This is a genomic window from Rhodovastum atsumiense (assembly GCF_937425535.1).
GTDB lineage: Bacteria > Pseudomonadota > Alphaproteobacteria > Acetobacterales > Acetobacteraceae > Rhodovastum > Rhodovastum atsumiense.
Genome location: NZ_OW485601.1, coordinates 4546918 through 4560006, shown reverse-complemented (window position 1 = coordinate 4560006; position 13089 = coordinate 4546918). Strand labels below are relative to the sequence as shown.

The following is a 13089-nucleotide window of genomic DNA, read 5'->3' as shown; positions in this document are numbered from 1 at the left end:
TCTCCCTCACTGGAGCTGTTGCACCATCACCCGGCCGTTCAGGCTTTCGCCGGCGATGCTGGCGTGGACGCGCAGGCAGGCCAGCACGTCTCCGGGTGCGGCGCCCGCGTCGATGCCACAATCATCGGCGGCGAAGTCGCGTACCTGCCGGACGGAAAGGCCGGAAAGGTCGCGCAGGCATGCCCCGCGCACCCGCCGCTCGGCCTCGAACAACCGGGCGCGCAGGCGCCCTTGCAGCAGGCACCAGCGCGATCGCCGGTCAGGCAGAGGGAAGGCCCACAACGAGTGGATCGCCTCGTCCAGGTCCAGCAGTTGCTTCAGCGCCGCCACGGCATCCCCATGCCGCCTGGCCTGGCGCCAGGCCGCGAAGCTGCCGAGCACGGCCCCGACGTAGCGCGGGTTCACTGCCTCCGGCCCGAAGCGGTTGACCGGCCGGAACACCTGCCAGGCCTGCGGGTCGTTCTCGGCAAGCCAGAGGAAGATGCTGGTAATGCGCCCGACCAGGTCATCTCCCGTCCCGGGCACCTCCCCGCCGAGCCGCCGGTCGAGCCCTGCCGCCTGCGCCAGCCGCACTCCCGACCGCCCCGGAGAGGCGCCCAGGATGGTTTCGTCCTTGTCATACGGCAGTTCCAGCCACGATGCGGCGGCGCCGGCTTCCCCGGTTGCGGCGGCCCAGCGCTCGCGCCAGGCGACGGCGGCCGGCAGCGGGATCTTGAACAGTGCCAATCCGATCGCCTGCCAGAACTGGGGGGTGTCCGGATCGGCCAGGGCCTCGGCGCGCAGCCGGCCGCCGACCTCCCGGTCCGCGGCCATGCGCGCAGCCAGCTCCCACAGCCGCGCCGAGGCCTGCGGCAGGGCCGGCGCCGGCAGCGCCGCCGCGGCGTCGCCGGTGGGCGGCAGGATGCGCCGCAGCTCGCGCAGCAAGGTCTCGCAGGCGCCGCGGCCGGGATCGGCGGGATCGGCGTGCTGCAGCAGCAATTCCAACAGGGAGATGGCATTGCGGAAAATCAACCCTGCCGCCGCGGCCAGGGACGAGTTCCTGATGACGAGCAGGAGGCGCAGTCCTTCGAAGGCGGTCACCGGAGCCTGCCCGTAAGGCAAGGGCTTCGCCCTTGACCGACCAAGGGCCACAAGGCCCTTGGATCCCAGTCTCGCTGCGCGGCACAGAAATTATGGGTTCCAAGGGCGAAGCCCTTGGTCGGTCCAGGGCGAAGCCCTGGTCGGGTGCGGGGTGAAACCCCGCCGGATGGGGACCGCATGGGAAACTGCAGGATGGCGGTTCAGCGGCGTCGCGGGGGTCTGGCACTCACGCCACGTGGTCCGGGCTGGAATCGCCAGGCTGTGTCAAGGACGCAAGCAAATCCTCACCGGTTCGTCTCAGGGTGGATGATGGTTTCAATCGTATCACGGCCCTGATCCGGCCAGGATGGCGTCATCGCCAGGGACCATCACGTTTTCGCGGCCCCGAGCCAACCCAGGGTCGCATCATTCACCCAGGAAACTGTCGCATGGGATAGTGACGCTGACCATCAATGCCTTGCGCTGGCAAGCCTTCCCGGCGGCCTGCGCCGGGAAGGAGCCGATCAGGAACAGCGTCAGGTGTGCCGTCTTGTGCTGTTATATGCTGCTATGTTTTGCGCCTGGCTGGCTTGGCGCGAATTCTGCAGCAGGCGCTTAGACCCGTTAATACGCCGCCGAAATTCCTGCGAACACCCCCGCGGCAATCGCGGCCGAGATGGGGCCAGCGCTGCTTGCGACAGTAGAGGTAATACCCCGGGTCAGGGAAACGGCAGCATGAGCCCCGTTCGCAGAGGCTGTCACTGACCCCCAAACGGAAGCAGACGCCCCACCTCCCGCGACGCTCTCCAGATCGGTGTCGTTGAGTTCTATCATTTTGTCATACATGGTTTGTTGGCTCCCTAAGATTGCCGTCCGGGACTCCCACGCGCGCAGGTACCCGTGATCATGCCGGCCGCGTCCGTCACATGCCCTTGCGCCCGGCGCGTTACGCCGTCGCCAAGGCGCGTGCTCCCGTCAGTCCGCCGCGGCCCGTGCCTTGCGCCGACGAGGTCGTCCTTCCCGGCGGCCAGCGCCGGGAAGGAGCCGAAAAAGAACGCCGTTAAATCCGTTAGTACGCCACCGCGGCCGATCCGGACCTCGACCCGGAAGACGCAACCGAGGCGCCAGGGGCGCTGACTGCCAAAGTGTTGGTGGCGGTGAAGGTACGGGTAGCGGCAAAATGAGGCCCACCGGCGTTTGAGTCAGCCGCCGCACCGGCGCGAGCCCATGCAAAACCACCGGAGACGGAGACGAGTTCGGCGTCGCTCAGCTCGATCAGTTCATGAGACATGACTTGCTCCTAACTGGTTGATTGATTGTAATCTGGAACTACACGGCATCGCGCTCCGGAACAACACAGCATCGTACCTTGCACGATATATGTGTCACTGGCGCGCATACTGTGACCTCACGGTTGGAGCTTTCATATCCACTCCGTCTGGTCGCTGGGAATTTGGCAAAAATGACCAGCATGATCTAGAGATCCAAAGGATACTCTCACCGTACCATTTGTACTAGAACCTATGTTCCCCGGCGGCTGCTTAGGTTGATTTTCTGAAACGCACAATCCTCTTATACGAGATAGTAAAATAGAACAAACTGGATAATGGATATTTTGACGACTGGTGTGGTGCCCGGAGTGGATTTCGATTGACCTCGGGCAAGACTTGCCGCTGCAACTGTTCGATGGATGCAGGCGGCTAGCGTCAACTCTCGAAGCGAAACGTCATTGCGCTCCCGCTGGCCCAGGAAGCCCATCATGCGCGCGAGACCGCCGACTCGCAGGCCGAGAAGGCCCCTCGCCCTGCGGAAGCGGCTTCCGGCGCTGGAGCGCTGACCTGGCCTGGACAGCGACAACCGCAGCAAGCCACCGTCCAGTGGCTGGCTGAAGAAGCAACCCGAACGGGTGCGTATTGACGCAAGCGATCAAGCCACCGGAGCAACGGGCAGCCGGGCCAACCCGGCACGACCTTGCAGCCAGTGGCGAACCTGAACGAGGCAGCCGATCACCTGCCGCCACGCGATGAAGGAAGACTGCAGCACGGCGTTGCGCCCGATTAACACCACCTGCGCGAATTCCAGGCACTGACCGGGATCGAGCGCGAAGACCGGCCGCGCCGGATGCAACTACGCCAAGCGCAGAGGTAGCGCCGCAAGATGGTGAAGGGCGAGAAGTCCCTGGGCAGCAGGCGCCACTGGCAGTCGGATCGGACGATGGGATGAAGAGAGCGTTCACCAGCCTTCCACAGGCTGGCTTCGCGGGTCCGCCCGCCCCTGCCAGCAGCCACAGTGGCGCGATCACCGCCATTCGGCCCCGGTGGTGGCGCTGGTGTAGCGCAGGCCGCCACGCCGATATTCGGGTCGCGTGATATTCGGTCCAGGCCATCGCGACATCTCCCCGTCTTTGCGAGACCGAGAGAATGGTGGTCGCCGACATCACGCCCCCCGGCGCACCGGTCAACCAGCCCCACCAGAAAAGATTGGAATGGCTCATTTTATCATTGCAACATCATTCCAGGTCAATCTCCGGACGGGTCCTGATGTTCCAATCGGCAGGATGGGTGTCATGAACAAAAATGCTCTTCCAAATCAGCGCCCTATGTCATACTCGTTAACCATAATGCGCGCTTCGGCGCCAGAAGGCATGATGCATGACCAAGCCCCCCTCTCTGCCCTATGATACTTACTTTGCTTTGCTTGAAAAACCGGAACTCCGGCAAATCGGCTTGACGCGCTATGGCATCAGGCACCGTACTCCACTTTTTTCTCAAAGCATATACTTTTCCAGTTCTGGAGCTTTTTTTAAAAACCAAGAGGAAGCCTACATTCACTGGCTGACCGTAGGCCGACGTGAAGGATACGAGTGGGCGCCTGGACGTGATACATTACTCAAGATAATCTTAAAAGCAAAAGATGAACCTTACTTAATTGACGCATGGATCGCTCATCATGCAGCTATTGTTGGGTTTGATAACATCATTATACTTGATTGCGGCTCTCAAGATCCCACCTATATCGCAAAATTAAAAAGTTATTCCTCAAAAATTATGATTTTTGATTATCGTCGCCATTACGATGACATACATAACCCCTCGGCCAATGCCGATTTTTTCCGTTTGCTTGCGGCAAACTGCCGTTACCTGACCATCCTTGATGCCGATGAATTTCTATTCGCGCGGGTCGGCGGCTTATTTTCAAGCCAGTTTGTCAAACAGGTTCTGCGCAATCGTAATTTACCAATGTTTTGCGGCATCTGGGTCACCGCAATCAATGGATCGGATGGTCCTGAAAATATCTGTAGCATCGATACATCCACTAAAGAGCTTTTTGGTGGAACCATAGCCGGTAAGGCGATAGCCCGTCATGACATTATTTTTTCAATTGGTCATCTCGGTCATAACTTACATGTTCCACAGGTCTTGCCATTCATTAATGGCGATTCATTCGGGGAAATTTTTGTACTACATTTAAGAAATTTACCGCAACACGTGATGCGCGAGCGTGCATTGCAACATCTTATTGGAAAAGGTGTCGTAAATACTAAAAAAGGCCCGGAGCAGGAAGCAAGAATTGCCCTTTTAGCCGAAGCAGGAGATACGCCAGCGGATGTGAAAAGGTACGCTCAAGCCTATCTGCGGATGGCGGGCGAACCGCCCGCCATTGCGGAAAAAGGCACTGATCGCGCAGCACTTATCAATTCCACCTCAGGACAATGCCTGCCTTCTCTCGCGACGGCTCTGGCGAAGATGAACTGGGGGGCAATTCTGGAAGAACGCCGCATAAAGTTGAGGGGGGCAGCATGATCCACGGCGCCATCGATTACGCTGGCATGAATGGCAGGAGCGTCACGCTGAGTGGTTGGGCGCGGCATGTTGGTTCAGAAGGCGCGCGGCCCGTAGATAAATTTACGCTTGCCGGTCGAGATGATATCGCAATCAACACCACCGACCGCGACATCAACGGCACCCCCGGTTGCGGCTTCAGACTTGTCCTCCCCTCCGTAGAAGACCTCGCGGCCTTGTGGTGGGGCGGCCTGTCCTTGAACGCTGAAGCGGCCGGCGAAGTGCTGACGCTCCGTTTTTGGGACCGTCGCGAGGAAACCGTTCTAGAAATTATCACCCTTCATCTTGTAGGTCGCCTGAAAGGCAAAGTAGATTTGGCAACGCTCCAGGATGCCCAAAATGCCAAGCGTGCACGTGAGGCGATCAGGTCATTCCTGGATACCACATCGACCACGCAGGCACAGGAAAGCATCATTGTACAACGTGGTGCCACCAGCCACGACAGCGAAGTTACCATTGGCCGAGATGGTTTCTTATTTCTCGTCGGAGGCTCCAATAATGTATTGAGCCAATATACTAATTCCGAAGATTCTCCCACAACGAAGCGGTGGTTGACCACGATACGGGCGCGGCAAGATTACTGCGCGACCCGCGGCATCCAATTCTTCCAAATGATTATTCCAGAAAAACAATCCATAATGCCAGAGTTCTTTCCAACCCGGTTGGAAACGCCAACAAAACTCCTCACAGCCATTACGCACGATTTAAAATCAGAGCCATTTTTCATCGACTGCTGGAGCATTCTTCGAGATCTAATCATCAAACGTGGAATTCATCCATTCCGAAAAGTGGATAGCCACCTCTCTTATTTTGGAGCCGAAGAAATAATAAGAAAATTTTGTGAAAAAATTGGATTGCAAAAAGATATTTTTTGTAAAAATTTTTTCGAGCAATCACGCAGCGGAGATCTTGGCAAAAAATTCTTCCAAGGCGACATGTTAGAGCACCAATTAGCTCCCGCCGAAGACTGGGAGTTTGCCCTCGATACACCGGAGCTGACCTATATTGACACTCCTAAACAAGGGCATGGGGATACTGTGATGGAATGGCGTGCTCGCTGTCCGTTATCTCCTCAGACATTGCTCATTTTTGGAAATTCCATGTTCGAACGCGGGGGCGCCCCCGAGGGGCTCTCTTGGTGGATGAGTCGTATTTTTGCCCGCACTCGATTCGTCTGGTCGGGCAATATGCAGGAAAAACACATCGAAGAATTTTCACCAGGCATGATAATTTGTCAAACTGTTGAACGATTCTGCCTGAGTGTTCCACAGAAATAATCTTCGCTAATTCTGATTTCCCTGGAAACGCCCCGGCCTGGCTGCCACAGATGCCGCGGCATCTGTGGCAGCCAGGCCATGTGGTTGGCCGCGGTGCGTGTCAACGTAGTTGCCGCTTGTCTCTCGTAACGAATATTCCCCTATCCCGACTGTGCTGACGGTGCGTGGTTCGGATGTGGCTCACCTCCAACCAGGGCTGAGCCTGCCACGGGGCTCGCTGCGGGGAAGGTCCGGTGCTCGCCGTTCTCGCCATGCTCGCAGTGCTGCGCGTGGCTCCGAGCGGCTCTGCTCCTCTCTTCCCCTTCGCTGCGCGCCGTGGCCGGGGCACTGCCAGGTCGGGACGGGAAAGCAGGTGCACCGATCGAGTGATTGCTCACGGGGTTGGCGGGAGGGGGTTGCGCTGGGCGCTGAGATGTGAATCAAAATCCGGATGCCGACACCTCCTCGCATCCGGCTGACCGAGGCTGAAAAGGACGCACTGCTGCTGGAGCAGGCGGCGCTGATTGAGCGCATGGCGGCGCGGATCGCCGAGTTGGAAGCGCTGGTTGGCAAACCGCGGAAGACGTCGTCGAATTCCAGCCTTCCGCCGTCCCAGGATGGCCCGGGGCGCAAGAACCGGGAGCGGAAGCAGTCGCGCAAACCCCGCCCCTCGCGACCGGGGGCGGCGCGGCCCCTGGCGGACACCCCCGATCAGACGGAACGCTGCCTGGTCGAGGCCTGCCCGCACTGCGGAACGGCCGTGGCCGAGACGGCGCAGCAGTGCCGCGAGCGCTACGACCACGTCGACCTTCCTGTCGTCCGCCCGCAGGTGACGCGGGTCGAAGTGTTCGGCGGACGGTGTCGCGGTTGCGGCCGGCGCTATCGCGCCCCGACGCCGGCGGGCATGCCACCGGGCACGCCGTTCGGACCGGGGATCCACGCCCTGCTGGCCTACCTGCACCACAGCCACCACGTCGGCTTCGAGCGCCTGTCGCGGATGTGCCAGGAGCTGTTCGGGCTTTCCATCTCGGAAGGGGCGATCGCCAATGCCTTCCGCCGGATGGCAGGCAAGCTCGACACGGCTTGCGCGGCCATCAAGGCGAAGCTGCTGCAGGCCCGCGTCATCGCCTCGGACGAGACCACCACCCGCATCGACGGCGTCACCCATTGGCAGTGGGTGTTCGTCTCCGAGCAGGCGATCCTGCACGAGATCGCGCCAGGGCGGGGACGCGCCGTGGCCGAGGCGGTGCTCGATGGCCACCGGCCCGAGGTATGGGTTTCAGATCGCTACGCCGGGCAGCAGGAACTGGGCCAGACCCATCAGGTCTGCCTCGCCCACGTCCTGCGTGACGTGCAATACGCCATCGACTGCGGCGACACGGTGTGCGCTCCGAAGATCCGCGACCATCTGCGCTGGGCGATCCGGATCGGCAAGCGTCGACCATCCCTCAAGGACAGCACGCTCGCCGTCTACGCCGGCCAGGCCGAGCGGCGCCTGGATCGCCTGCTCGGCATACCGGCCGCTCATCCGGCCGGACGCGAATTGCAGCGGCAGATCAAAGCCTGGCGAAACAAGTTCTTCGTCTTCCTGCATGACCGGCGCGTTCCGCCGACCAACAACATTAGCGAGCAGGAAATCCGGCCCTCCGTGGTGTTCCGCAAGGTCACCAACGGGTTCCGCTCAGCCTGGGGTGCCAAGGTCCACGCCGGCTACCGATCGGTCACCGGGACGGCCCGCCTGAAAGGAACCACCGCTCTCAACGCCGTCCGCGCTCTCATCGACGGTTCGTTCGCCATCGCCTGAACCCAGCGTCAGCCAACCCGGTGAGCAATTACGTTCAGCCCGCCCGTGAAGTACTATCCCTTGAAGGCTGCCACCCTGCGTTCTTGCCTTCTTCCTGAACATCGATCATTTCATTGCCGCCACTTCTTGTCAATTTTGCAACAGAACTCGTCTTGTTGTGAGGCGAATAGATCTGCATCGTTCCAAATATCCATTCCGATAGACCGGCGCGGTCGAAGAACGCGGCGACCGCGAGGCACCCGATCACCGTCACCACGGTTACAACGACCGCATAGAGAATGCCTGTCGGGTCAACAAGCAGGAACAGCTTACCTAACGGCTTCATCAGCAACACGAACAAGGAATGACAGAGCAATATGATCAACGTATTTCGCCCGAGCCACGCGAAAAATCTGGCGGCATGACCTCCAACCACGCTGCTGAGCGCTGCAAGAGTGGCGACAGCCGCAAGGCACCAGGCGATTTTAATGAAGGAGAATGAAAATATTTCCGAAGGCGCCACCAAGAGGATCGAAATGATCCCGAAGAGGCCAACCCCGAACGAGGCGGGTATGGGGGCGCGGTTAAGGGCAAACGTCATGCCAAGCAGGAAATAGGGAACCGCCGAAAACCAGAGCAGGCCAGCATGACACGCCAGCGCGAGCAGAACCACGGCAATGACGATCCAGCTTCCGGCCGGAAGATAAAACCTAACGTTTGCAAACCATGCACAAATAAAACAAAATTGGACAACGATTAAAGTATATATGAACCAATACGCACCACGAGGATGCTGTGCGTGCAAGAACAGAATCTGAAATATCTCGATAGTCGATGAAGGTGGCGGGTTGTTTGAATGTAACCCAAGATCGCGCGCCGCCAGCAAGCCAAGCAGATATATAGTGACGAACAGCAGATACGGGATCACCAGCCGGCGCCCCAGCCGCACGATGCGATCCTTGAAATCACCATCAACTTTAAAAAAATATCCTGAAATGAACAAAAAAGCCGGCATATGAAAAGTATATATCCACGAAACAAGCTCATTCTGAACTGCCGCCATTGACCCGATGTGGGTCAGATGACCATAGACCATCAGTACAATAGCGACTCCACGAACGAAGTCGGGAGCGGCCTGCCGGGCCGCGATGCCAGCAGGGGTCTCTGTGTGGAATGGGGTCATCTTGCCTCCTTTTGTACATGTCGCATGATCGGTATCGAGTTCCCGGAACGGCTTTCCATAGTGAGCTGGCCCCGGGGTCCCGGACAGTTTGTCAGCCTGGGGCAGCTTGGCCCGGGTCGCAGCAACCCGCGGCCGCCCGGAAGCCCGCATGGGCCTCGGCCGGGGTTCGCCTGCCGAGTGCCGAATGAGAACGTGCAGCATTGTCGGAGCCGATCCAGCTCGCCAGCCCGGCGCGTACCTCGTTGCCGGCTTCGACCGCGTTCAGGCAGCCGCACTCATGCTTCAGCGACCGCCCAGGCCGCTCGATGAAAGCACTGTTGACCCGGCGGTTCCAGCCCATCCCAACGACCAGAGAAAGGAGCCCACGCCACATGGCAACGCAAGCAATGACAGCACACCAAACCTGGCCCATCCGATCGATCACCTCGTTGCGCAGCAGATAAGGCCAGATCTTGTGCTCCGGATGGGACATTGTCGTCTTCAGCCACTGATGCACCGCGATCAGGCTCATCTGCCGTACCCACTTGCGGCCAATCATATGGCTCAGGCGCCGCAGATGTCGCGCCATCTGGCGGCTGAAATACCATGGCGTCCCCAGGAACTGTGCATCGATCAGCCGCATCAACTCCAGATTCGGGAAACCCTCACCCTCCCCCCCCCGCAGTAGGCTGACCGGCTAATCGAGACCAACGCGCATGGCTGTACCATCGACAGCCGCGGATGCTTAGGCTCGATCATCTCTCGCCTCCGGCTGATGTCCCCGTGCCTGGCCACCAGTTGCGCCACCATCAACTCGCCACGGATCGTGTTCAGAGCCACCGTCGCCCTTATCCAACTGCCCGCGATCCAGGGATCAACTCAGTCCCGGGCGGCCTTTCCCAATCTCAAGACAGTCCCGCCCAGGCAGGCAGGTTTTGCTTACGAAGTGCCCTTCCGCATGCTCCCGATGACGGCAATGGGCGGCAGTTCTGCCAGCGCCCCCGCGGACAGCCTGTGCAAATCAAGATGATCATTGCGATTGTCACGCAGCCGAAGTTGCCTGACGGCCTCGATGATCTCTGCGATGCGTACGCCTTTCGGGCAGCGGGTATTGCAGGTCAGGCAGGACACGCACATCCAAATCGCCTCTGAACCAAGAAGCTCATCCTCGAGGCCGAGTTGCACAAACCGGATCATCTGGTGAGGAAGGATGTCCATGTATTTCGCCATGGGGCATCCCGCTGAGCACTTGCCGCATTGATAGCAGGCCAGAATTTGCTGATGACTCATGCGTTCGATTGTCTCGATGAAAATCTTCGCTCTGGCACCATCTCCGCCGATCTTCACGCTCATGGCGCTGCTCCTGCCGTGATCATGGGCGTGTCCTCCGCTCCTGAGGCGTGAACCTGCTGCGCAGCATGGAGTGCAGCGCGGGGATGTTGCCGAGGCGCGCGAGCTGCTGAATCTTTACGTCCTCCGGCGTGTAGGACGGCAGAATCAGCGGCGAGATGATGTCCGTCTCGATGCCTTCCCGCTTGAGTTCGCGCGCGTGCTCGGCGACATGATCCAGCCTGAGCTTGCCGAGCTTCGCCGTCCTGGCGTATTCGGTAGCGTTCTGCCCGGCGCGTCGGCCGAAGACATTATAGTCAAGCACGGAGTTTCCCATCAGCCGGTTGCGCCCATGGACACCCCCCGATGCCTCGCCGGCGACATAGAGGCCAGGGATGTTGGTCTCGCAGCGTTCGTTGATCGCGATGCCACCGTTCTGATAATGCAGCGACGGATAGATCAGCATCGGCTCTTCCACGATGTCGATGCCGAAGCGGTTGAACTGGCGGCACATGCCGGGGAAATGGCGGCGTATGTAGCCTTCGCCGTGAATCATGTCGATGATTGGAGAATCGAGCCAGATGCCGGTGCGGCCGACATACGTGTCGATACCGTTGTTGCGGTCGTGGCTGCACTCGCGGATTATTGCAGCGCTTTCGACATCGCGTGGCTCGCGCGGGAAGACAAACAGTTCGCCGAACTTGTTGAGAGGCTGTCCCCCCGCACCGCGGATTTTTTCAGTGATGAGAAAGCCTGCAATCTGTTCGGGGAACACTGCGCCGGTCGGATGGTACTGTACGGAGTCCATGAACTTGAGCTTGGCGCCGGCACGGTAAGCTATCACGAGACCATCGCCCGTGGCCCCATAATGGTTGGTGGTAGCGAAGCCGCGGATGTGAAGGCGCCCGAAACCACCTGTCGCAATGACCGTGGCCTTGGCCCGCACGATCAGGAACTGCTCGGTATCGAGACTGTAGAGGACAGCGCCTGCACAATGGCCGTTGTCGTCGAGAATCAGCTCAACAGCAGGTTCGAACTCACGAATGGAAATCAAATCGGGACGGTTGCGCACTTCGTCCATTAGCGTGCGCATGATCATGGCGCCGATATAATCCCGACAAGAAACCATACGCCTGCGCGATGTGCCGCCGCCGTGCAGCACCTGCATACTGCCATCGCGCTCCTTGTCCCAGATGACGCCCAGGTTCTCCAGTTCCCGTACGATCCCGGGTGCATCCTCGGTCAGCACGCGCACGAGCGCCGGGTCGTTCTCGAAGTGACCGCCGCCCATGGCGTCGAGATAATGACGCGTCGGCGAATCCGTACGCGAGATGGCGGCCTGCATACCCCCTTCGGACATCATCGTATTGGCGTCGCCCAGACGTAGCTTGGTGGCGATAAGCGATTTCATGCCTTGGCGTGCGGCCGAGATAGCGGCCCAGCATCCTGCACCGCCGCCGCCGATAACGAGGAGGTCGGTTTCGTAATCGGGTTCCCTCAGACCCAGCTCCAGGAGCTTCGGACGGATCATGGAGTGCGCTTCCAGGAGAACGGCGACCTCCGTCGTCATCTCCTCCCCTTTGTTGGGGCCGACCCGAACCGCCCGCTTCGCTCCCTTTGAATAATCCGGATGGTACTTTGCCAGAACGTCTTCCCGTTCCTCTGCGGTCATCGGCGGGAAAACAGGCTCGCCCGTCAGCGCCAGCTCCAGCCGCTTGTGCCGCGTCTGCGCGACCTTCTTCACATAGCCGGCCAGATAGTCAGGATACATGTCCCACTCCCAGAAGCGGCCAATGCGGAATCGTCGTTGTCATCGTCAGGAAAGGGGCGCGCAGGTCGTCGACGGCTTGCTCAACGCTCGATATCGCGCGCGTAATACAACTTGGCCAAAGCAGATTTGTCCATCGCCTCAAGGCTCCTGTATTCGACGTCGTATTTGCCGGACTGGATCTCTTCGATTCTGTCGTTGAGCTCATTACTCTTTTTACGCAAGTACCTCCCGGTGAGGCGCTTGGAAAGGATCCCGACTTCGTGTTGAATAATTTCTGCAGGACAACGCAAGGCGCAAAGACCACAGCCGACGCAATCGAACGCAATGTCCGCAACTGCAGCAACATCGCCGCGCAGAGCCGCCTGGATATAGTCCATCACCGGCAAGCCTTGTGGACAGGCTTTGGTGCAGGTGCCGCAGGCGACGCAGCGAAACGTGACAGGATAGACCTGCAGAATCGCAGTGACATCGGGGGTCAGCTTTTCGAGATCATAGACTGCCTTTTCCATCGGCACGGACGGGATCTGCGTGAGCGACATTCCTTCCTTGACGAGGGTGGTGCAGGCCAGGCCGGTATGGAGCTTGTAGTCGCCCGGCAGGCGGTAAATGGTACCGCAAGCTCCGCAGAAGCCTTCGCGGCAGCCCGCGCCACGGATGATCTGGTGCCCGGCATATTCGATGGCGCGCATGATCGTGGCGTGTTCAGGCACGACATGTCTCTTGCCGTTGATGTACACATTCACCATGTGCGCGCCAACGTGCTCGCGCTTGCCACTTTCCTCTTGCAGATGGCTTTCCTGTCTCATCCCTAATTCCCATCATGGCTTCGCGGAGCACCATTTTTGCGCAAGGTCACGATTGTGATGATATCAGAATATAGATTTATT

9 protein-coding genes and 1 pseudogene are annotated in these 13089 nt (G+C 59.4%); 3 read left to right on the top strand and 7 right to left on the bottom strand.

The genetic code is table 11. From position 1 onward, the window contains the following. Window positions 1-6: 6 nt before the first annotated feature. Both NBY65_RS20530 and NBY65_RS20525 read right to left on the bottom strand, forming a co-directional pair. On the bottom strand, window positions 7-1080 hold the full coding sequence (locus NBY65_RS20530; RefSeq protein ID WP_150039493.1) for a hypothetical protein: 1074 nt from the start codon (window positions 1078-1080) through the stop codon (window positions 7-9). 1905 nt (window positions 1081-2985) lie between these two features. Beyond that, window positions 2986-3186, bottom strand: a complete 201-nt coding sequence (locus NBY65_RS20525) for a hypothetical protein (protein WP_150039492.1) — start codon at window positions 3184-3186, stop codon at window positions 2986-2988. A 524-nt stretch (window positions 3187-3710) separates the two neighbouring features. Between NBY65_RS20525 and NBY65_RS20520 the strand changes: the two genes are divergently transcribed. From NBY65_RS20520 to tnpC, 3 genes are all read left to right on the top strand, one after another. Continuing rightward, a complete protein-coding gene (locus tag NBY65_RS20520) occupies window positions 3711-4862 on the top strand; it encodes a glycosyltransferase family 2 protein (RefSeq protein WP_150039491.1) in 1152 nt (383 codons plus the stop codon). After that, the gene (locus NBY65_RS20515) at window positions 4859-6178 is read left to right on the top strand and encodes a hypothetical protein (protein WP_150039490.1); all 1320 of its coding nucleotides are present in this window, start codon (window positions 4859-4861) and stop codon (window positions 6176-6178) included. The genes NBY65_RS20520 and NBY65_RS20515 overlap by 4 nt, the downstream gene beginning before the upstream one ends. Window positions 6179-6608: 430 nt before the next feature. Continuing rightward, on the top strand, window positions 6609-7961 hold the full coding sequence (gene tnpC, locus NBY65_RS20510) for an IS66 family transposase (protein ID WP_250265707.1): 1353 nt from the start codon (window positions 6609-6611) through the stop codon (window positions 7959-7961). 34 nt (window positions 7962-7995) lie between these two features. On the opposite strand, the gene NBY65_RS20505 is transcribed toward tnpC, so the two are convergent. From NBY65_RS20505 to NBY65_RS20485, 5 genes and pseudogenes are all read right to left on the bottom strand, one after another. Beyond that, window positions 7996-9123, bottom strand: a complete 1128-nt coding sequence (locus NBY65_RS20505; RefSeq protein WP_162530845.1) for an acyltransferase family protein — start codon at window positions 9121-9123, stop codon at window positions 7996-7998. Between the two features lie 91 nt (window positions 9124-9214). After that, window positions 9215-9969 (bottom strand): annotated as a pseudogene (locus tag NBY65_RS20500) (integrase core domain-containing protein). Window positions 9970-10041: 72 nt separating this feature from the next. Beyond that, the gene (locus NBY65_RS20495; RefSeq protein ID WP_150045039.1) at window positions 10042-10455 is read right to left on the bottom strand and encodes a 4Fe-4S dicluster domain-containing protein; all 414 of its coding nucleotides are present in this window, start codon (window positions 10453-10455) and stop codon (window positions 10042-10044) included. Window positions 10456-10474: 19 nt separating this feature from the next. Next, window positions 10475-12202, bottom strand: coding sequence for an FAD-binding protein (locus NBY65_RS20490; RefSeq protein ID WP_150045041.1), 1728 nt, complete (start codon window positions 12200-12202; stop codon window positions 10475-10477). An 80-nt stretch (window positions 12203-12282) separates the two neighbouring features. Next, on the bottom strand, window positions 12283-13008 hold the full coding sequence (locus NBY65_RS20485; RefSeq protein ID WP_150045043.1) for a 2Fe-2S iron-sulfur cluster binding domain-containing protein: 726 nt from the start codon (window positions 13006-13008) through the stop codon (window positions 12283-12285). Between the last annotated feature and the right edge of the window lie 81 nt (window positions 13009-13089).

What these genes read in the sequence shown, in the direction of transcription:
- NBY65_RS20505 (WP_162530845.1), bottom strand. Translation starts at nt 9,123, where the DNA reads ATGACCCCATTCCACACAGAGACCCCTGCTGGCATCGCGGCCCGGCAG.
- NBY65_RS20520 (WP_150039491.1), top strand. Translation starts at nt 3,711, where the DNA reads ATGACCAAGCCCCCCTCTCTGCCCTATGATACTTACTTTGCTTTGCTT.
- tnpC (WP_250265707.1), top strand. Translation starts at nt 6,609, where the DNA reads ATGCCGACACCTCCTCGCATCCGGCTGACCGAGGCTGAAAAGGACGCA.
- NBY65_RS20515 (WP_150039490.1), top strand. Translation starts at nt 4,859, where the DNA reads ATGATCCACGGCGCCATCGATTACGCTGGCATGAATGGCAGGAGCGTC.
- NBY65_RS20490 (WP_150045041.1), bottom strand. Translation starts at nt 12,202, where the DNA reads ATGTATCCTGACTATCTGGCCGGCTATGTGAAGAAGGTCGCGCAGACG.
- NBY65_RS20495 (WP_150045039.1), bottom strand. Translation starts at nt 10,455, where the DNA reads ATGAGCGTGAAGATCGGCGGAGATGGTGCCAGAGCGAAGATTTTCATC.
- NBY65_RS20485 (WP_150045043.1), bottom strand. Translation starts at nt 13,008, where the DNA reads ATGAGACAGGAAAGCCATCTGCAAGAGGAAAGTGGCAAGCGCGAGCAC.